Genomic DNA, 19,384 nt, shown 5'->3' with positions numbered 1-19,384 from the left:
GCGCTAGCGATTGGTGCCTGGCACCAGATCGTCGAGCGAGGCGCGCGCCACCTTGCCCAACGCGGTGCGGGGGATCGAAGCCACACGGTGGACTTCGCGAGGCGCGCACCAGGGTGGCAACGATGCCTTGACGTGGTCGCGAATCGCGTCGAGATCTGGCATGTCGTGCGAGCAAGCGATCAACGCGACCACCCGCTGGCCCCACTCGGCGTCGTCCAGACCCAGAACGGCGGCGTCGTCGATGGCGGGGTGTTCGGCCAAGCAACGCTCGATCGGCTCGGGGAACACGTTCTCGCCGCCGGTGATGATGAGGTCTCCCGCCCGACCATGAACCGAAACGACACCGTCGTCGAAGGTTCCGAGGTCGCCTGTGGGATACCAACCGTCGGAGGTCTTGGGGTCGGTTCCGTCGCGGTAGCAGCGCAACAACATCGGGCAACGCAGCTGCAACTCCGCGTCGACGACCCTCACCTCGACACCTTCGAGGGGCACGCCGTCGTACACCACGCCGCTGCCCGACTCGGTCATTCCATACGTTGCCACCGAGTTGGCCGGACGGTCAGCGGGTATCGCCGAGCCGCCCAACAAGATGACCCGAAACAGCGCGGGGTCGACCCGCTGAAGAGCGGTGGTGACCAGCGACACCGCTGTCACACCCTGCCTGGCGGCACGCTCGACGGCGGTGGCTTCGAAGCCGTCATGCACGACGAGTTCGGTTCCGGTGACCAACGACCTGGTGACGACGGACAACCCGCCCACGTGAGACAGCGGCAAACAGGCGAGCCACACATCGGCTCTGGGGTCGATGCCCAGCCGCGCCGAGGTCGCCTCGGCCGAGGCCTTGACTGCATCGATGGTCAGCACGACACCCTTCGGGGAACCCGTCGAGCCGCTGGTGGGGACCACCAAGGCATCACCGCTCTCGACAGGGCGTTCGCCGGCCAACCGGGTAGAACCGGTCTCGTCGACCACCACAGCAGCCTGCATGCTCGCGGCCAACAGGCGTCGGGCCGAAAGCGGCAGTCGCCTGTCGAGCGGCAGCACCGCGTCGCCGTCTTCCCAGGCGTCGACGAGCGCTTCGACGAAACGTGCTCCGCCGGGCAGATCCAGTGCAACGAGGCGATTCATGACGTAACAGCTTGCACCACGAGGCTGACCGCCGAGACCCCGAGGACACCCAGTATGAGGCGGTCGAACCAGGTGCCCGTGATCTTGCGGCCCATGCGCATGATGACCGGGGTGATGAACCCGACCACCGCAGCGCCGACCACGGCGACTGCGAACCGTTCGACCGTCCACAGGCCCAGAGCTGTCATCGACACAATCTGCACCGCACCGGTGATGGCGAACATGACCGTGATCGCGAACACGAACGCATGCTTGGACATTCGCATGCCGTGGGTCCACGACACCACGATGGGTCCTGATATTCCGGCCGCGCCCTGGAACACGCCGCCGACGAATCCGGCTACCGGTGTTCCGCGCCGTGCGACGTTGTCGCTCCAGGCGAAGGCCGGGTTTCGGATGCTGACCACCAGGAACACACAGACTGCAAACGCCAGCATGACCAGCAGCACTCGTTCATCGAGCGTCGACAACAGCCACGTGCCAACCACAGCGCCGGCGATGCCCCAAACGACCATGCGCGGCAAGAACGTCGCCTCGCTGCGCCCTTGGCGGTGTTCGCCTATCAGCAATGCGTTCGACACCATGTTGGGCAAAGACACCGCGACAACGGCCGTTTCGACCGGCACGAACAACGACGCGATGGGTATGGCCACCAGGGGCAGGCCCATGCCTGTGAGCGCCTTGACCGTTGCGCCCAAGGTGAGGGCGCACAAGACGACTGTGATATCGCCGGCGCTCAACGAGTTGCCAGAGCCACGGCTATCTGGGCGGCAACCGAGGCGTTGTTCTCGGCCAGAGCCAGGTTGGCGGGAATCGACCGGCCGTCGGTGGCTTGCATGATGCGACCCAAGACAAACGGGGTGACTTCGGGCCCGCTGAGTTTGGCCTGGTCGGCGTCGGCCAACGCTTGGTCAAGCGCAGCACCGAGGCGCTCGGCGTCGAGTTCGGCTGCCTCGGGGATCGGCACCGCGAACAGCACCCCACCCTTGTGGCCGATCTCTGGCATCGCTGCCAGGACCGCGGCCGCGGTCGCGGCGTCGGGCACGGTGTGGGGCACGGGCAGACCCGAGTCTCGGGTGTAGAAGGCCGGAAAGCGGTCGGTGCCGACACCGACCACGGGCACACCCAGAGTCTCGAGATACTCGAGCGTGCGCGCCAGGTCGAGGAAGGCCTTGGCCCCTGCCGACACGCAAGCCACCGGGTAGGTGGCCAAGGCCGTCAGGTCGCTGCTGACGTCGCCCGTGGTTTCGCTGCCGCGGTGAACCCCGCCGATTCCTCCGGTGGCGAACACCTTGATGCCAACCGATGCGGCAATGGCCATCGACGCCGACACGGTCGTCACGCCGACGTCGAGGCCGGTGCCCATGGCCACCGGCAAACCCTTGGCGGCGACCTTCGCGTCACCCTGCAATACGCGGTCGAGCTCGTTTGGTTCTATTCCGGCACGAGGCACGCCGTCGAGAACGCACGTCATGGCGGGCACTGCACCGGCGGCGCGGATCGCCGCTGTGCACCGCTCGTAGGCGCTGAGGTTGTCAGGGGAAGGAAGGCCCAGATTGCTGAAGATCGTCGACTCCAGGGCAACCACTGCCCATCCGTCAGAGAGAGCCTGGCCCACCTCGTCACTGGTTCTGGTTGCCGTCATGGTTCGACTCCTCGGAGAGCTCCTGTGCGCGAGACCGCCTTGGCGGCCAACTGGTGACCTCGAGCGACCGCCTGAACCCAGTCGGCACCAGAACAGACCGAAGCTAGCGTTCCGGCCGCGAAGGCGTCGCCGGCACCGGTCGAATCGACGACATCGGCGACCGCCGTCACCGGCACCTCGACCCGGCCACCATCGATGTGCACCACCGCCGGGTGCGGTCCGCGCTTGTGCACGACCACCATGTCGCCCCGCCCATCGGCGGCGCCGTCGAGCGCCAGGTATTCGTCGTCGTTGCAGAACAACACCGAGACCCCGCGCTGGACACACCAGTCGACAAGGTCGATGGCACCGAACTCTTCGACCACGGGCACGCTGGAGGCATCGACGCTTGCCAACACTCCAAGAGAAACCGCAGTCTCGATCGCTTGACCCACCAGCGACGCCAACGGCTCGACCGCAAGGGCATACAGCGGCACGTGCAATGCCGATGCCCCTTCCAGAGCACCCGGCGGAAGGGCGGCCAGGTCGCCGGCAGACCCCCGGTCGGTCAACAGCGAACGCTCGCCGTCGAGATGAACGATCGAAACCACCGAACCGGTTCGGCCGCCGCGCTCGACAACCGCTTCCACGCCGAAGCGGTCGAGCTCGGCCAATAACTCGTCGCCCAGCGAGTCGGCGCCCACGCGTCCCACGAAGCGGCCACGAGCCCCGGCGGCTGCCGCTGCCGCGGCGACATTGGCCGCCGACCCGCCGCGACGGCGGGTGATGGTGGCCTGGGTGTCGGTTCCTGGCCGGTACTGAGATTCGAGTTCGACCACAACATCGCCGATCAGGTCGCCGAGTGCGACGATGAGCGGCTGGTCCGAGGTTGACACCAGGGCGTCAGCCCTCTTCGCCCAGGGCCTTGGCGTAGGCCGGCTTGATGATGTCGTTGATGATCCGCAGGCGATCGTCGAAGGGCCAAAAGCTCGACTTCATGGCGTTGATGGTGAGCCATTGGATGTCTTTGATGTCGTAGCCGAAGGCATCTACCAGTGCCTTCATCTCGCTGGTCATGGTGACGTTGCTCATCAGGCGGTTGTCGGTGTTGACCGTGACGCGGAACTTGAGCCGCTTCAGAAGGTCGATCGGGTGGGTCTCGATCGACTCGGCAGCACCGGTGTGGACGTTGGAGGTCGGGCACACCTCCAGCGGTATACGCCGGTCTCGAACGAACGCGGCCAGCTCGCCGAGCACGATCTCGCCGTCGTCGTCTGTGTAGATGTTGTCGACGATTCTTACCCCGTGGCCCAGACGCTCGGCACCGCAGTACTGGAGGGCCTCCCAGATAGAGGGAGGGCCGTAGGCCTCGCCGGCGTGGATGGTGAAGTGGAAGTTGTGGCGCTGGATGTAGTGGAACGCGTCGAGGTGACGGGTCGGTGGGTTACCGGCCTCGGCACCCGCGATGTCGAACCCCACAACGCCGCGATGCCTGTGCCTGACGGCCAACTCGGCGATTTCCAGAGACCTCGCCTGGTGGCGCATCGCAGTGCACAAGATTCCCAGCACGATGCCCGTTTCGGCCGAGGCGCGCTCGAAACCAGCGTTGACCGACTCGACGACCTCGTCGAGGGTCAAACCGAGTTCGGTGTGAAGCTCGGGGGCAAAGCGGACCTCGGCGTAGACGACACCGTCGTCGTGCAGGTCGACGCCGCATTCGTACGCGACACGCTCGAGCGAATCCTTGGTCTGCATGACGCCGACCGTGTGGGCGAAGGTCTCCAGGTACAAGACCAGATCGAGCCGGTTGGCACCCCGCTGCACCCACTGAGCCAATTCGTCGGGATCTGATGTGGGCAAGCGGTCGTAGTTGTTCTCGGGTGCCAGGTCGATGATCGTCTGGGGCCTGACACCGCCGTCGAGGTGGTCGTGCAAGAGGACCTTGGGAAGAGAACGGATCGTTTCCGTATCGATGGCCATACGACACGATACCGGCGGGGGTCCGGCGGCCCGTGTGGGAAGATCGGGACCATGGCCAACGTGACGGTGATCGAGCACCCACTCATCCAGCACAAGCTGACCAACATGCGCCGCAAGCAGACCAGCACGTCCAAGTTTCGTGCGTTGCTGCACGAGATAGCGATGTTCCTGGCGTACGAGGCGACCCGCGACCTGCCGGTCACCACCGAGGCGATCGAGACGCCGATGGGGCCGATGGACGCACCCACCATCGATGGCAAGAAGTTGTGCTTCATCTCGATACTGCGTGCCGGCAACGGCCTGGTAGACGGGATGTTGGCGGCTGTTCCTTCGGCCAGGGTCGGCCATATCGGGCTATACCGAGACCACGACACCCTGCAGGCCATCGAGTACTACTTCAAGGTGCCCGCCGACCTCGAGATTCGCGATGTGATCGTGGCCGACCCGATGTTGGCAACGGGCAATTCGGCTATCGCGGCCTTGGAGAAGATCAAACAGCTGCACCCCAAGTCGCTCAAGTTCATCTGTCTGTTGGCCGCACCAGAAGGGATAGAGGCCCTGCAAGCGGCCCACCCCGATGTGCCCATCTACACCGCGGCCATCGACAGCCACTTGAACGAGCACGGCTATATCGTTCCGGGTCTGGGCGATGCCGGCGACAGGATCTACGGAACGAAGTGAGCTCCGCGAACGCAGAGACCCAAGAGCACCTAACGAAGTGAGGCTGCAGTGTTGACAGAAGAGCAGATCGAGACCTTCGACAGGGACGGATTCGTCGTGATCCCCGATCTGATCGACCCGCAGGATTGTCAGCTGCTACGCGACCGCACCTCGGAACTGCTCGATGCCGTCGACCCCTCCGCGGTGGCGGCGGTGTTTTCGACCAATGAGGCCGACTCGAACATCCGCGACAGCTATTTCCTAGATTCGGCTGCGGGCATGAGCTTCTTCTGGGAAGCCGAAGCCGTCGACGAGGATGGTCAGCTGAACCGCCCCAAGGAGCTGGCGGTCAACAAGTTCGGCCACGCTATGCACGACCTGGACCCCGTCTATGACCGTTTCGCTCGACGGCTCGGCCTGGCCGAGGTGGCAACCGACCTGGGTTATGGCGACGCCATGCTGGCCCAGTCGATGTACATCTACAAGCAGCCGGGTATCGGCGGCGAGGTCGTGTTGCACAACGACCACGCCTTCTTGTGGACCGAGCCGATGCGCACGATGGGGTTGTGGGTGGCTCTCGAACCGGCAACGCTCGAGAACGGGTGCCTGTGGGCCGAACCGGGCGGTCACCGCCGGCGCCAGCAGAGGTCTCGCATGCGGCGCAACGGCGACACGACCTTCCTCGAAGAGTGGGCTCCGCCGTACCAAGCCGACGACACGTTGGTGCCCTTGGAGGCTTCGACCGGCACCGTGGTGGCGATCAACGGAATGTGCCCACATCGCAGCGACACCAACCGCAGCGACAAGAGTCGGCACGCCTACACGCTGCACATCTTCGATCCGAAAGCCACGTGGGTCGAGGACAACTGGATCCAGCGCCCATCCGATCTCCCATTCCGCAGCTGGAACTGACCAGAGACCAGCTGTCAGACCCGTGCAAACAGGTCGGCTCGGGCTCGTTGGGCCGCGGCGGCCACGTCGGTTTCGTCGACCATCGTCAGGCGGCCTTGCTCGACAACCCGCCGACCGTCGACCCAGACGCTGTCCACCAGGTCGGCGCCCGACACCGTCCACGCCGCCATCGGGTCGGTGAAGGGCTCGACCGCCGCGCGGTCCAGGCGATGTGCGACCAGATCGGCCTGCTTGCCCACCTCGATGCTGCCCACCAGGGTCGCGAGGCCCAGCGCATTGGCGCCAGCGGCAGAGGCCATCTGGAAGGCCTGGGCCACCGACAGGGCTCCGGCGTCGGTTTCGAGAACCTGTTGAGCAACCGCTGCGACCCTGGCCTCGGTTGCGATGTCGCGGCGCTGGGTCGGGACAGCATCGGTGCCCAAGGCGACACGGCCGCCCAGCCGCATCAGCCGTGCCGCGGGAAGGGTGCGGCCCAGCCCGGCGTGAACGGTTGGGCAATATACGGTGGTGACGGCTTCGCTGCTGGCCAGTAGCTCGAGCTCGGCGGCAGAGGCGTGCATTGCGTGAGCGGCCACGAGTGGCTGATCCAGCAGGCCCAACTCGGCGATCTTTTCGACCGATCCGCACCCATACTCCGAACGGATCAGAGCGACCTCGCGTTCGGATTGGGCCACGTGCATGTGCACTATGACGCCTAGTCGTCTGGCCTCGGCTGCGACCTCGCCCAGCGCCTCGGCTCCCATCGTGTCGAGGGCGTGAGGGGTCAAGGCCGGATGCACCAGCGGCGTCGCCGAGTGGCGTTCGACAAAGTCGATGCCACGCCTGACCGACTGTGGCCCGTGATGGGGAACGTGACGGGTGGCCATCGTCTCGCCGACCACCGAGCGAATGCCTACCGAGGTCGTCGCCTCTACCGAAGCGTCGGCGAAGAAGTAGTGGTCGGCCACGCAGGTGGTGCCACAAAGCAGTGCCTCGGCGGCACTGGACGCGGCGAAGGCCCTGACCAGGTCGTGGTCGAGCGAGCTCTCGCGCGGCCAGAAGACGTCATAGACAGGATGACCCTGGGTCGGCCCGAGGGCCTTGGCCCACGACAGGCCCAGGTGGGTGTGCGAATCGATCAGACCGGGCGCAACGAGCCCCCAAGTGCAGTCGACTACGCGCTCGGCCGATGGAGCATCGCCGGTCGGCCCGACCCACGTGATGCATCCGTCGACGTCGAACACCACAGAGGAACTTGCGATCGCACCCGATGGGGTGATCACCCATCCGGCGTCGATGCGAGTGCTCATCTCAGATCCCGTAGGCCGGACGGATGACGTCGTCGACGATGCGCCTGCGTTCGGACCAGTCGCTGAACGACGACTCGACACCGGCCACGGCCAGCTGACCCAACTCGGCCATGGTCAGATCGAATGCCTGCGCAAGATGGAAGGTCTCGCTGCTGACGCTGACCCCGCTCATGAGACGGTTGTCGGTGTTGACCGTCACCACGAAGCCGTGTCGGTGAAATGCCGCCAGCGGGTGTTGGTCGAACGACTCGACGGCTCCGACGTGAACGTGACAGCTGGGGGCCATCTCGAGAGGCACTTGGCGTTCGAGCACGTATCTGGCCAGCCGACCGAGCTGGGCAATCCGGCCATCTTCCCAGGTGATGTCCTCGCGAAGGCGCACCCCGTGCCCGATCCGCTCGGCACCGCAGTAGAGAGCCTGATCGATCAGTTCGAGCCCGGGTGGCTCGCTGGCGTGCAGGGTCAAGTGCAGGTGCGACCGGCGCACCGTGTCTATTGCCTGCATGTGATCGGTCGGGGGGAAGCCCGTCTCGGGGCCGGCCAGGTCGAAGGCGACGACCCGGTCGTCGCGTCGGCTCCAATCGACGGCCAGCCGAGCTATCTCTCCAGAGCGATCTGCCTGACGCATGGCGCAGACGATGGTGTTGACGATGATCGGGTTGCCCGCCGAGCGGGCCTGGGCCATTCCGTCCCTGAAGCCGTCTTGCACGGCCTCCATGACATCGTCGAGACCGAGCCCACCGAGCTGGTGATTCTCGGGCGCGAATCTGACCTCGGCGTATACGACACCGTCGGCTGCCAGGTCGAGAGCGGCCTCTCGGGCGACCCGATGCAGATGTGCCGCCGACTGCATGACGGCGATCGTGTGCTCGAAGGTGGCCAGGTACTGCAGCAGATCCTTCGTGTTGGCGCCACGAACGAACCATTCAGCGAGCTCGTCGAGATCGGTGGACGGCAGCGGGTGACCGATCTCGTCGGCCAGCTCGAGGATGGTGGCCGGTCTCAGCCCACCATCGAGATGGTCGTGGAGAAGTGCCTTGGGCAAGGCTGCGATCTGCTCGAGCGAGAACGACATGGCCGGCCTCAGATCCCGAGCCACGAGTGCACGAACGCCCTGAACCGCTCGGCGTCGGCCGACATGGCGACCTTCCAGCGCGCAGGGGCAAACCCGAGCAGCTCGAACAGTTGGGCCCGCTGTTCGTCTGGCATCGGCGCCTGTTCGAGCATGGGCATGCGGCGATCGCCGACGGTCATGCCCCACGCCGGACCGCCGGCGGTGTCGACCGAAACAGGCATGGTGACCCACTGGCACAGTTGGTCATCGACACAGCAGCACACCGCGAGCAGGTCGTGCACCGGCAGACCGTCGCCGTGTTCGAGGTGGGCGAAGTTCCAGCTGGCCTGCCAGATTGCGTGCAATGCCTGGCCGCCGGTCAAGGCCGTGGCATCGGCTGCGGCGATCTCGGCCTCGGAGATGGTGCCCACATGGGTGGCGTCGAGCGGCACCATCCTGGGAGCCCGGCCACTGGCAAGCACCCCGGGCACGCCGAAGGCGTCGACCATCTTTGCTGCGGCCGCTGGGTCGTTTCCGACGTTGGCCTCGGCCACCGCACCCAGGTTGCCTCCCGAGGCGATGGCGCCGCCCATGATGATGACGTCCCACAGCTTCGAAGGAAGCTCCGGGTCGAGATCCAACGCCGCTGCCACAGGTGTGAACGGGCTGACGGCCACCAGCGTCAGCTGCCCTGGTCGCTCGTTGGCCAGCTTCACCAGCGCCTCGGCACCGCCGAGGTCTTCGGCCTGTCGTGGCGCACGAGCCAACCGCACACCGTTCAAACCGTCGGTGCCCATCACGATGGAAGCATCGAAGCGAGCCGGATTGGCTCCGGCCGTCGACTTGCCTCCGCCACGAAATACGGGCACGTCGTCTCGCCCGGCGGCGTGCAGGACGTCGAGGGTGTTGCGCGCGGTCAGGTCGACGTCGACGTTTCCCCAGTCGGCGACAACGGCAACGAGGTCGACGCGCGGATCGGTTGCCGCCCAGATGAGGGCGCCGGCATCGTCGGTTCCCGTGTCGACAACGAGAACCAGTTGGGGCCGATCAGTGTTCGCCACGACGATAAGGAATGCCGTCGGCGCGCGGAACCCTGAGCTTTTGCACGTTGAAGATCAGCACCAGCAACACCAGCGCATAGGGCATGGCATCGGGTAGCCAAGCGGGCGCCGCGTCTGTGAACAGGTACCAGACGAACACCGTGATGCCGATACCTGCCGCGATGAACGCATCGATGACCCGCTCGCGATGCACGCTCCAAGCAGCCATTGCGCCCAGACCCAGTGCGATCACCAGCAGCAGGGCACGCGTCGCCTTGCCGTCGAAGTCGGTGAGGGCCAGGCTGAAGGGATAGGCGAACAGCAGGGCGCCGATCAGGATTCCGCGCACCTTGTAGTTGCCGAAGATCAACGCCGCCAGGGCAATGAACCCACGCCCGTTGGTTTGGCCACCCTTGTAGATGTTGGCCAGTTCCATGGAGATGAACGCGCCGGCCAGGCCGGCCAGCGCACCAGACATGGTTACGCCCAGGTACTTGTAGAGGTAGATGTTGACGCCGAGGCTCTCGCCCGCCCATGGGTTCTCACCCGCCGAGCGCAGTCGCAGACCGGTGCGGGTGCGCCACAGGAGCCAGGCCAGGAACAGCGTCAGGGCCAGCGAGATGAGCGTGAAGTAGGCGATGCTGAACGTCAGACCCTTCACGAAGCCCGCGATGTCGGAGATCCAGAACCAATCCTTGTCGACGAACCACCCGAGCATGTCTGGCGATTTCCAGCTGCCGATCGATCCGCCGGACAGGAAGGGAAGGGTGAAGTTGCCGAGCCCGTCGACCCTGGGTGACTGGGTCTGGGATCCGCCTGGGTATGTGGTGAAGATGCGCTCGGACAAATAGCGCGTGAGGCCTGGCCCCAGGATGTTGATGGCCACACCCGACACGATGTGATCGACCCGGAACGTCACCGTGGCGATGGCGTGCAGAAGGCCGCCGAACATGCCGCCGACGAGGCCGGCGATCAGCCCACCCCACGGGCCCCAGTTGAAGGCGCCGTAGGCACCGCACCAGGTTCCGAGGATCATGATGCCTTCGAGACCGATGTTGACGACACCGGCGCGCTCGGAGAACAGGCCACCCATTCCGGCCAGCAGCAGGGGCACCGACCACTTGAGCATCGACTGGCTGGACCTTGGGGTGGTGAGGCCCTCAGTTCCCGAGATCACCTGGACGATGGCCACGACCAGCATTCCCAATGCGGCCACGAGCATCCACCGAGCCCAGCCCGGCAGCGCTGCATAGCGTTGGGTGAGGCTGGGGCTCTGGTCGGTTGGGAGTTGAGCGGTGGTTGTCATGCTGCGGCTCCCGTCGCCAGAGCGGCCCGTTTGACCTCGTCACGCTGGCGGTACTGATCGACCACCTCGTAGGCAACCACGGCCGCCAGCAAGATCGTGGCCTTCATGATCACGACGATCGACTGCGAGGCAGACCCGCTGACCTGCAGCACGGCCGAGGACGAGTCGAGGAACCCGAACAACAGCGCAGCGAACATGATGCCCGGCGATGTCTTACGGCCCAGCAGGGCAATGCCCAGCCCCTCGAAGCCAAGGCCCCTGACGAAGCCCTGGTCGTAGGAGTGGTTGTCGCTGAGAATCTCGGGCATACCGATCAGACCCGCGACAGCGCCCGACAGCAACATGGCGATGATGATCATGCGCCCGGGTGGAACACCGCCGACTCTGGCCGCGAACGGATTCATGCCGCTGGCCCGCAGGTCGAAGCCGAACACTGTGCGGTTGACCATGACCGAATACGCGACACCGACGACGATGGCAACCACCAGCACACCGGTGAGCTCGCGACCCTTGCCGATGTCGCGGGTGAAGATCTCGACGAAGCCGTTGAGGTCGGGGATCCAGCCCGACTCGGGTATCTGCTTGGTGCCGGCGTTGGTGGCCTGCCCGCTGCTCATGTCGATGACGCTGGGAAAGATCGCTGCGATGAGGCCACCGATGGCCAGGAAGTTCAACATGATGGTCGCGATGACCTCGTTGACGCCCCTGTAGACCTTCAGCACTGCGGCGAGACCTGCCCAGGCCGCGCCGACCGCCATGGCTACGAACAGCATGACGCCGATGTGCAGGGGGCCTGGCAGTGCAAGCTCGGCGCCCACGACCGCTGCCGCGAACGCCGCCAGGAAGTACTGACCCTCGACACCGATGTTGAACAGGTTCATGCGGAACCCGATCGCGGCGGCGATGCCACCGATGAACAGCGGGGTGGCGCGGTTGAGGGTGTCGATGATGACCTCGAGTTGCGTGCCGTTGTCGATCATCGTCTTGAAGGTGTCGATGGGGCTGCTGCCCGACACCTGCAGCACGATCGACGACACGATCACTGCGAACACGAATGCAATGCCGGGGGCAGCCAAGGCCAGGCCCAGCCGACGCATGGACGTATTCACGAGGCAACCTCCGAGTCCTGAAGTGCAGCGCCGGTCATGTAGCTGCCGAGTAGCCGCGAATCGATTTCGGCTGGATCCAGCGAAGCCACCAGGCGGCCGTGGAACATCACAACTATTCGGTCCGACAAGCCGATCAACTCCTCGAGGTCGGCCGACGATAGCAACGTCGCCAGGCCCTGTGCCCTGGCCTCACGGATGTCGTTCCACACGTCGGCCTGAGCTCCGACGTCGATGCCCCGTGTGGGATGAGCAGCGATGAGCACCTTGGGGTTGGCGGTTAGCTCTCTGCCGATGATGAGCTTTTGCTGGTTTCCGCCCGACAGCGCCCGGGCGGTCACGTCGACGTTGGGCGAACGAACATCGAAGTCGCCACGGATGGCCTCGGTGCGTTCCCTCGAGCCCGCCTTGTCGATCCACATGCCCTTCGAGAAGGGTCGGCGGGTCTGGTGGCCAAGCGCGGTGTTCTCCCACAGCGGTGCGTCCAGCAGCAAGCCCTCCGACTGGCGTTCCTGGGGCACGTAACCCAAACCCATCTCGCGACGGTGCCTCACCGATACCTGGGTGACGTCGTCGCCGTCGAGTGAGATGGTGCCCGCCGAGGGGGTCAGCACACCGATGATCGCCGCTATCAACTCGGACTGGCCGTTGCCCTCGATGCCTGCGATACCAAGCACCTCACCCTCGTGAACCTGGAACGACACGTTGTCGACCACCGGACGCTCGTCAGCGTCGAGGACGGTTAGACCCGACACGTCGAGCTTCACCACATCGGTGGCGGTTGCCTCTGTAGTGGCGGGCGATGGCAGCTCGGAGCCCACCATCAGCTCGGCGAGGTCTTGGGCCGTCACCTCGTCGGCATCGACTGTGGAAACCGTCTTGCCGCGACGAATCACCGTGATCCGATCGGCGATCTCGAGCACTTCTTGGAGCTTGTGGTCGATGAAGATGATGGTGGCGCCACCGGCCTGCAGCTCACGCAGGTTGCGGAATAGTTCTTCGACCTCTTGAGGAACCAGCACCGCTGTGGGCTCGTCGAGGATCAAGATCCGCGCACCCCGGTACAACACCTTGATGATCTCGACCCGCTGGCGTTCGCCGACCTCGAGTTCTTCGACGAGGGTGTCGGGATCGACGGCCAGGCCATAGGCCTCACCGACCTCTGCCAGGTGCTCGCGAGCCTCTTTGTAGTCGATGCGCCCTCCGGCCGAGACCGGCTCGGAGCCCAAGATCACGTTCTCGAGGACGCTCAGCTGGTCGGCCAGCATGAAGTGCTGGTGGACCATGCCGATGCCGGCGTCGATGGCGTCGGTGGGTGACTTGAAGTGCACCTCTTGCCCGTTGACCTTCATGACGCCCTCGTCGGCGGGCTGCATGCCGAACAAGATCTTCATCAAAGTCGACTTGCCCGCACCGTTCTCGCCGCAGATCGCGTGGATCTCGCCCTGCTCGACGGTGAGGTTGACGTCGTCGTTGGCGATCACCCCGGGGAAGCGTTTTGTGATGCCGATCAACTCGATGGCTGGTGCCATAGATGCCGCTCCTGGTTCACCCCGTCCCCGAAAACGCGGAGACGGGGCCGAACCTTAGTCCGGCCCCGTCTCCCAGGTTTACCCAAAGCTCCGACAGCTATCGGAGCGACTCATCAAGGAGCGGTCGGGACGACGATGTCGCCGGCGACGATCTGCGCCTTGTAGTCCTCGAGCTGGTCGACGATGTCGTCGACGAAGCCACCGGAGGTCGAGTAGCCGACGCCGTCGACAGACAGGTCATAGACCACGTTGCCAGCAGCGAACATGCCGTCTTCGTGGGCCTTGGTGATCTCGAACACGGCGTTGTCGACACGCTTCAGCATCGAGGTCAGCACGTACTCCTGAACGTCGGTCGACACGGTGTTGTACTGGTCGGAGTCGACACCGATGCCCCAGACCTTCGAGCCGGTGGCCTCGGACTGCTCCTTGGCGGCCTCGAACATGCCGGCACCAGCGCCACCAGCGGCGTGGTAGATGATGTCAGCACCCTGGTCGTACATGCCGAGGGCGATGTCCTTGGCACGGTCGGGGGCGTTGAAACCATCGAAGTTCGGGAACTCGGTGATGTACTGGGGAATGATGACGATGTCGGGGTTGACCGCATGGACACCGGCGGTGAAGCCGGCCTCGAACTTCTCGATCAGACCGAAGCCAGACACACCACCGATGAAGCCGACGGTGCCGGTCTCGGTCTTCAGCGCCGCAGCAACACCGACAAGGAACGAGCCCTGCTCTTCGGCGAAGGTCAGGCCCGCGATGTTCTCACCGAGCGGGCTGGGCGGATCGGTGTCGAAGTTCAGCATCGCATCGTCGATGACAGCGAAGTTGACGTCAGGGTTCTCGGCGGCAACGGCGGTGACATCGCCGGCGAACAAGAAACCGACGGCGATTACGAGTTCGCTGACGTCGGCCTGGGTCTGAAGCAGCTCGGCACGGTTCGATCCGTCAGCGTTGGGCTCGGCCTCGGTGAACGAGACGCCCAGTTCGTTGGCAGCACGATCGATGCCGGCAGCGGCCGAGTCGTTGAACGACTGGTCGCCACGGCCGCCGATGTCGAAGGTGAGGCCGACGTTGGTGTCGGACTCGGGACCAGCGGCAGTCGTGGTGGTGTCGCCGTCGGACGGCGCGGCCGTTGTGTCGCTCGATTCGTCGCTGTCGCCGCAGGCCGCGGCGATCATCATCAGGGCCAGCAATAGGCCCATCAGCTTCATGAGTTTGTTCATCTGTCCCTCGCAGGTTCCGCACCGATCCCGTTGATCTGTGCTCAAAACGCGCCCATGTGGCGCATTCCAATCTTTGAACCCTATTGCGGCGGGGCACTCGATTCCAACGATCCGCCCAGAACAGGACCAAAGTCACAGTGCTGGACCTGCTAGACGACAGACCTCCGATCGCACCCGACGGGCAGATCCGGCAGGCAGATCTAGCTGCGGAGCCTCACCTCGGCCGCCCACGCCGGATACTGCGCCGCCAGGGCGTCGGCATCGCCCAACTCGAAGTCGTCTTCGCGAAACGCCGGTGCCATCGCGGTTGACATCAGGCTCCACTCTCCGGTGGTCACCGCGCCCTGCCACGACCCGCCAGGCACCGTGACGTGGGGGCGCTGACCGGCCGACAGGTCCGAGCCCAGCACTTCCAGGCGAGCGTGATGTGCATCGAGGATCAGCAGTTCGACGGGCGATCCTCCGTGATGGAACCACGTCTCGGGCCCGGGAAGCCGGTGCATCCTGGACACCTCGCCCGGTGCCAACAAGTAGTAGATGACCGAACCATGGGCGTCGGCAAAGGTTCGCCTGAACCAGCCTCCCTCCACCGCCAAAGGCGACAAGCCGAGGTGTTCGATGACCCGGTCGGCGGTTTGCGCCGCGGTCTCGCCGTTCTGGACGATCCACCGATGCATGGCTATTCCGCTGGCCACGCCCGCATTGATGGAGCGCGTCGACCCGAACTGGCTGATCGACACCACCAGGTCCACCGCATCTCTGACCTGATCGGACAACCCCGGCCCCTCCTGACCGAACACCAACACACATTGCCTCGGCAGATCGACAGTCTCTATGGGCACCGAGCCAGGCAGGTTGTCGACACCCACGATCGCCAGTTCGCTCGCCCTGGCGAAACCGATGAACTCCTCGACCGTGGCATGGTGGCGCACGTGTTGGTACCGGTCGGTGACCATCGCTCCACGACGGTTCCACCGTTTCTTGCCGACGATGTGCACCTCGGCGGCCAGAAAGGCGTTGGCGTTTCGCACCACCGTCCCGATGTTGAGGTCGTGCTCCCAGTTCTCGATCGCGACATGGAATGGGTGTCGACGGCGGTCCAGGTCGGCAACGATTGCCTCGCGCCGCCAATAGCGATAGCGGTCGACCACATTGCGCCGGTCGCCGTGCTCGAGCAGCTCGGCGTCTAGACGTTCGTCGTCGGGCCACGGTCTGGGGTGGGGACCAACCCCCACACCTGGCGCCTCGGCCGGGCGTCCGTCGTTGTCATTGCTCTCGCTGTCTACGCTGGCGGCCATGGTCGAGGTTCCAAGAGGCTCTTTCTATCTGGGCGAGACGGTTGCTGACGGTGAGCGCACCGGCCAGCCCCTGTTCTACGACAGCGATCATCTGACCACACATGGCGTCATCGTCGGCATGACCGGCAGCGGAAAGACCGGCTTGGGCGTCGGTCTCATCGAGGAAGCGCTGCTGTCGGGGATACCAACCATCGTGCTCGACCCCAAGGGCGACATGGGCAATCTGGCGCTGACGTTCCCCAACCTGGCGCCGGCCGATTTCGAACCATGGGTATCGGCCGATGCGGCCTCGTCCGAGGGCCGCACGCTCGCGCAACAGGCCGCAGCCACCGCCGAGATGTGGAGGTCGGGGTTGGCCGGCTGGGGAATCGAGCCAGACCGTATCGCCCAACTGCGCGAGGCCCCGGTGACCATCTACACACCGGGCTCGACCGCGGGTCTGCCGCTGAACGTGGTGGGGTCGCTGGCTGCGCCGGATGGTCTCGACGATGTCGAGACCATGCGCGACGAGATCGAAGGTTTCGTCACCAGCCTGTTGACGCTGGTCGACATCGACGCCGACCCGCTGTCGAGCCGCGAGCACATCTTGTTGTCGAACCTCATCGAGAACGCGTGGGCGGCCGGCCGTGACCTCGACCTCGCCGGCTTGGTCGGCCAGGTCATAGACCCTCCGATCCGCAAGTTGGGCGTGTTCGACCTGGACCAGTTCTTCCCAGCAGACGATCGCATGAAGCTGGCGATGCGCCTGAACGGCGTCATTGCGTCGCCCTCTTTCGCCACCTGGACCGAGGGTCCGGCGGTCGACATCGACGCCCTCACCCGCACCGCCGACGGCAAGCCCCGGTGTGCGGTCATCACGCTGTCGCACCTGACCGACCAAGAGCGCCAGTTCGTGGTGACGTTGATCCTGTCGAAGCTCATCACCTGGATGCGCAGTCAGCCGGGCAGCAGCGACCTGCGGATGATGCTGTACATGGACGAGGTCTTCGGGTTCCTGCCCCCCACGGCCCAGCCACCGACCAAAAAACCGCTGCTGACGTTGTTGAAGCAGGCCCGCGCATTCGGGCTGGGCGTGGTGTTGTCCACCCAGAACCCGGTAGACCTCGACTACAAGGCCCTGTCGAACACGGGCACTTGGATGATCGGGCGCCTGCAGACCGAACGCGACAAGGGCCGCCTGCTCGATGGGCTCACAGCGGCGAGCGGCGACGTCGACGTGGCCGCACTGACCGAGACCATCAGCGGGCTTCCCAAGCGCACCTTCGTTCTGCACGAGACCCGCGCGAAGGCACCACAGATCTTCAACACCCGCTGGGTGATGTCGTATCTGGCCGGGCCACTCAGCCGCGCCCAGATCGAGGTGGTCGCAGCCGATCAGGACGTACCCGACGTCGCCTCGAGTGCACCCCTGATCGGCGGCACGTCGCCAGCCCCAGCCGACGCAGATCCAGTCGACGCCCAGCCGCCGGCACCTCAACTGGCCGACGACGAGAGCGACGTGATGCCCGAGGTCGCAGACGGCACGCGGGTCGTATACGTCGACCCGGCCGCGACCTGGGCCGGCGAGGTCGGAGCGGTACCAGGCGGACGCCTGCTGGTGCCCTCGCTGGTGGCCCGGGTCGACCTGCTGTTCGACGACGAGAAGGCCGGCCTTCGCCAGACCATGGAGTTCGAGTCGGTGCTCGTGCCACTGGACGAGTTCCCAGACCCCGAACAGGCGACAGTGGTCGACTATGACGACCGCGACCTGCGCGACAAGGCGCCCGAAGGCGCTGTCTACAAGCTGGTCGACGCGCGCATAGACACCAAGACGTTCTTCAGCAAGTACGGCACGGCATTGCGCGATCACCTGTGGCGCAACCTGTCCGTGGACCTGCTCGCAAACGACGAGCTCGACCTCTACGGACGCCCGGGCGAAACGGCCGACCAATTCGCTGCTCGCTGCCGCGACGTGGCCAACGACCGCGCCGACATGGAGGCCGCCGAGCTGCGCCAGAAGTACGACGACAAGCTCGATCGCGCCGAGCTGGCGCTCGCCAAGGCCGAAGACCGCTTGCGCGAGCTCGAAGAAGCCGCCGACGACAAGAAGCGCAACGAGTTGTTGTCTGGTGCCGGCAACCTGCTGTCGGTGTTCCTCGGCGGAAAACGAAAGGCCCGCAGCCTGGCAAACAAGATGGGCGGCCTGGGCCGACGCCGCAGCCAGAGCAGCGCCGCCGATCGACGTGTCGACTCGGCCGAGAACCGGGTCAGCGAGGCCGTCGAGAAGATTCGCGACCTCGAAGACGAACTGGCCGAGGAGCTGCGCGGCATCACCACCGAATGGGAGGCCAAGGCCGCCGCCGTCACGGTCAAGGAGATCGGCCTGGAGAAGGCCGACGTTGTCGTCGACGAGGTCGCCTTGGCCTGGATACCCGTCGACAGGTGACCAGGTTCGCCGTCGACGACAAGGGCCGCACCCTGACTCTGGCGGTCGCGTTGGCAGCCGTGGCCCTGGTGGTGGGCAGCGCTGTGGCCGGACTGGCGGGGTTGGGCGCGGGCTATGTACTGGCCCCGATCTGGGCGCTGATCGCCGTCGAGGCCGGTCGCGTGGCTTGGACGACCAGAGCCGAGCTGGTCGTCGACGGCGACAGCTTCACCGTCGAAACGCCGCTCGGCTCAGGTGGCGCCCCGCTCGGCGAGATCAGCTGGTTCGGGCTCACCGCCCGGGGCCTGGTCATCGAAACCGCGACAGACCGGTTCGTTTTGTTCGACCAGTTTGCGGCGTTGTCGGCCGACGCGGCATCGACCTTGGGCGGCGTCGTCGATCGAACCTTTCCTCCCCCGGTTGTGTCGCACGACGCGGGCAGACGCGTCGTCGGCTCGGTTGCGGCCGCACTGTTTGGGGTCGCGAATCTGACGGTCGCGGGAGCAGCCATAGCTGCCGATGTCGACGCACTCGAGCGGGCGACCGCGCTCGTGTTGTCGCTGGTCTCGGCGGGCGCAGGCATCTACTTGCTGCACCGCTGGGCGGTGCGGCCATACCGGGTCAGGTTCGACGGAAACCGGATGGTGACCCAGAGCCTGCTGTGGCCCGATCGCACCCTCGAAGGGGTGTCGGTCGCGACAGGCAGGGATCAGACCGTGCTCCAGCGCCTCACCAACTCGCCGGCCGGCGAGTACGTCGTCGTGGCGCATGGCGACCGAACCTGGCGTGGGCCCGTGGCCGCACCAGGTTCGTTCGAATGGTGAGCAG

At 65.4% G+C, this 19,384-nt stretch carries 17 protein-coding genes; 4 read left to right on the top strand and 13 right to left on the bottom strand.

All coding sequences use genetic code 11. The features are described from left to right. Positions 1 to 3 precede the first annotated feature (3 nt). Genes R2770_12970 through R2770_12950 form a run of 5 tightly spaced genes read right to left on the bottom strand, consistent with a single transcriptional unit; the run spans position 4 to position 4,732 of the window. Positions 4 to 1,128: an AMP-binding protein gene (locus R2770_12970; GenBank protein MEZ5281368.1), complete on the bottom strand. Its 1,125-nt coding sequence runs from the start codon at positions 1,126 to 1,128 to the stop codon at positions 4 to 6. After that, positions 1,125 to 1,868 carry a sulfite exporter TauE/SafE family protein gene (locus R2770_12965; GenBank protein ID MEZ5281367.1) on the bottom strand — a complete coding sequence of 248 codons (744 nt, stop codon included), beginning with the start codon at positions 1,866 to 1,868 and terminating at the stop codon, positions 1,125 to 1,127. Before R2770_12965 ends, R2770_12970 begins: the two co-directional genes overlap by 4 nt. Continuing rightward, a complete protein-coding gene (locus R2770_12960) occupies positions 1,865 to 2,773 on the bottom strand; it encodes a pseudouridine-5'-phosphate glycosidase (GenBank protein ID MEZ5281366.1) in 909 nt (302 codons plus the stop codon). Before R2770_12960 ends, R2770_12965 begins: the two co-directional genes overlap by 4 nt. Continuing rightward, a complete protein-coding gene (locus tag R2770_12955) occupies positions 2,770 to 3,648 on the bottom strand; it encodes a PfkB family carbohydrate kinase (GenBank protein ID MEZ5281365.1) in 879 nt (292 codons plus the stop codon). Before R2770_12955 ends, R2770_12960 begins: the two co-directional genes overlap by 4 nt. 7 nt (positions 3,649 to 3,655) lie before the next feature. After that, positions 3,656 to 4,732 carry an adenosine deaminase gene (locus R2770_12950; protein ID MEZ5281364.1) on the bottom strand — a complete coding sequence of 359 codons (1,077 nt, stop codon included), beginning with the start codon at positions 4,730 to 4,732 and terminating at the stop codon, positions 3,656 to 3,658. 51 nt (positions 4,733 to 4,783) lie between these two features. Between R2770_12950 and upp the strand changes: the two genes are divergently transcribed. Further along, positions 4,784 to 5,413 carry a uracil phosphoribosyltransferase gene (gene upp, locus R2770_12945; protein ID MEZ5281363.1) on the top strand — a complete coding sequence of 210 codons (630 nt, stop codon included), beginning with the start codon at positions 4,784 to 4,786 and terminating at the stop codon, positions 5,411 to 5,413. Between the two features lie 48 nt (positions 5,414 to 5,461). After that, the gene (locus R2770_12940; protein MEZ5281362.1) at positions 5,462 to 6,304 is read left to right on the top strand and encodes a phytanoyl-CoA dioxygenase family protein; all 843 of its coding nucleotides are present in this window, start codon (positions 5,462 to 5,464) and stop codon (positions 6,302 to 6,304) included. Between the two features lie 14 nt (positions 6,305 to 6,318). Here R2770_12940 and R2770_12935 read toward each other — a convergent pair whose 3' ends face one another. The 8 genes from R2770_12935 to R2770_12900 form a co-directional block, all read right to left on the bottom strand. Then, entirely contained in the window at positions 6,319 to 7,593 is a 1,275-nt protein-coding gene (locus tag R2770_12935) for an amidohydrolase family protein (protein MEZ5281361.1), read from the bottom strand. Between the two features lies 1 nt (position 7,594). Next, positions 7,595 to 8,668 (bottom strand): adenosine deaminase, encoded by a 1,074-nt coding sequence (locus tag R2770_12930; GenBank protein ID MEZ5281360.1) that lies wholly within the window; start codon positions 8,666 to 8,668, stop codon positions 7,595 to 7,597. Between the two features lie 8 nt (positions 8,669 to 8,676). After that, the gene (locus R2770_12925) at positions 8,677 to 9,708 is read right to left on the bottom strand and encodes a nucleoside hydrolase (GenBank protein ID MEZ5281359.1); all 1,032 of its coding nucleotides are present in this window, start codon (positions 9,706 to 9,708) and stop codon (positions 8,677 to 8,679) included. After that, on the bottom strand, positions 9,695 to 10,993 hold the full coding sequence (locus R2770_12920) for an ABC transporter permease (protein ID MEZ5281358.1): 1,299 nt from the start codon (positions 10,991 to 10,993) through the stop codon (positions 9,695 to 9,697). The genes R2770_12925 and R2770_12920 overlap by 14 nt, the downstream gene beginning before the upstream one ends. Beyond that, a complete protein-coding gene (locus R2770_12915; protein MEZ5281357.1) occupies positions 10,990 to 12,102 on the bottom strand; it encodes an ABC transporter permease in 1,113 nt (370 codons plus the stop codon). Before R2770_12915 ends, R2770_12920 begins: the two co-directional genes overlap by 4 nt. Continuing rightward, a complete protein-coding gene (locus tag R2770_12910) occupies positions 12,099 to 13,631 on the bottom strand; it encodes an ABC transporter ATP-binding protein (protein MEZ5281356.1) in 1,533 nt (510 codons plus the stop codon). The genes R2770_12915 and R2770_12910 overlap by 4 nt, the downstream gene beginning before the upstream one ends. Positions 13,632 to 13,744: 113 nt before the next feature. Continuing rightward, entirely contained in the window at positions 13,745 to 14,854 is a 1,110-nt protein-coding gene (locus R2770_12905; GenBank protein MEZ5281355.1) for a BMP family ABC transporter substrate-binding protein, read from the bottom strand. 200 nt (positions 14,855 to 15,054) lie between these two features. After that, the gene (locus R2770_12900) at positions 15,055 to 16,152 is read right to left on the bottom strand and encodes a cupin domain-containing protein (GenBank protein MEZ5281354.1); all 1,098 of its coding nucleotides are present in this window, start codon (positions 16,150 to 16,152) and stop codon (positions 15,055 to 15,057) included. On the opposite strand from R2770_12900, the gene R2770_12895 reads away from it, so the two are divergent. Both R2770_12895 and R2770_12890 read left to right on the top strand, forming a co-directional pair. Continuing rightward, on the top strand, positions 16,151 to 18,577 hold the full coding sequence (locus tag R2770_12895; GenBank protein ID MEZ5281353.1) for a DUF87 domain-containing protein: 2,427 nt from the start codon (positions 16,151 to 16,153) through the stop codon (positions 18,575 to 18,577). The genes R2770_12900 and R2770_12895 overlap by 2 nt on opposite strands. Beyond that, positions 18,574 to 19,380, top strand: coding sequence for a hypothetical protein (locus tag R2770_12890; protein ID MEZ5281352.1), 807 nt, complete (start codon positions 18,574 to 18,576; stop codon positions 19,378 to 19,380). Before R2770_12895 ends, R2770_12890 begins: the two co-directional genes overlap by 4 nt. Positions 19,381 to 19,384 lie beyond the last annotated feature (4 nt).

This window comes from Acidimicrobiales bacterium (assembly GCA_041394185.1).
Taxonomy (GTDB): domain Bacteria; phylum Actinomycetota; class Acidimicrobiia; order Acidimicrobiales; family Poriferisodalaceae; genus JAAETH01.
Note: the sequence above shows the minus strand (reverse complement) of the source record. Positions and strands in the feature narration are given on the sequence as shown.

Bases quoted from the DNA above. Each gene is read 5' to 3' on its own strand.
- R2770_12970 (MEZ5281368.1), bottom strand. From the start codon at position 1,128: ATGAATCGCCTCGTTGCACTGGATCTGCCCGGCGGAGCACGTTTCGTC.
- R2770_12960 (MEZ5281366.1), bottom strand. From the start codon at position 2,773: ATGACGGCAACCAGAACCAGTGACGAGGTGGGCCAGGCTCTCTCTGAC.
- R2770_12950 (MEZ5281364.1), bottom strand. From the start codon at position 4,732: ATGGCCATCGATACGGAAACGATCCGTTCTCTTCCCAAGGTCCTCTTG.
- upp (MEZ5281363.1), top strand. From the start codon at position 4,784: ATGGCCAACGTGACGGTGATCGAGCACCCACTCATCCAGCACAAGCTG.
- R2770_12935 (MEZ5281361.1), bottom strand. From the start codon at position 7,593: ATGAGCACTCGCATCGACGCCGGATGGGTGATCACCCCATCGGGTGCG.
- R2770_12930 (MEZ5281360.1), bottom strand. From the start codon at position 8,668: ATGTCGTTCTCGCTCGAGCAGATCGCAGCCTTGCCCAAGGCACTTCTC.
- R2770_12920 (MEZ5281358.1), bottom strand. From the start codon at position 10,993: ATGACAACCACCGCTCAACTCCCAACCGACCAGAGCCCCAGCCTCACC.
- R2770_12910 (MEZ5281356.1), bottom strand. From the start codon at position 13,631: ATGGCACCAGCCATCGAGTTGATCGGCATCACAAAACGCTTCCCCGGG.
- R2770_12905 (MEZ5281355.1), bottom strand. From the start codon at position 14,854: ATGAACAAACTCATGAAGCTGATGGGCCTATTGCTGGCCCTGATGATG.
- R2770_12895 (MEZ5281353.1), top strand. From the start codon at position 16,151: ATGGTCGAGGTTCCAAGAGGCTCTTTCTATCTGGGCGAGACGGTTGCT.
- R2770_12900 (MEZ5281354.1), bottom strand. From the start codon at position 16,152: ATGGCCGCCAGCGTAGACAGCGAGAGCAATGACAACGACGGACGCCCG.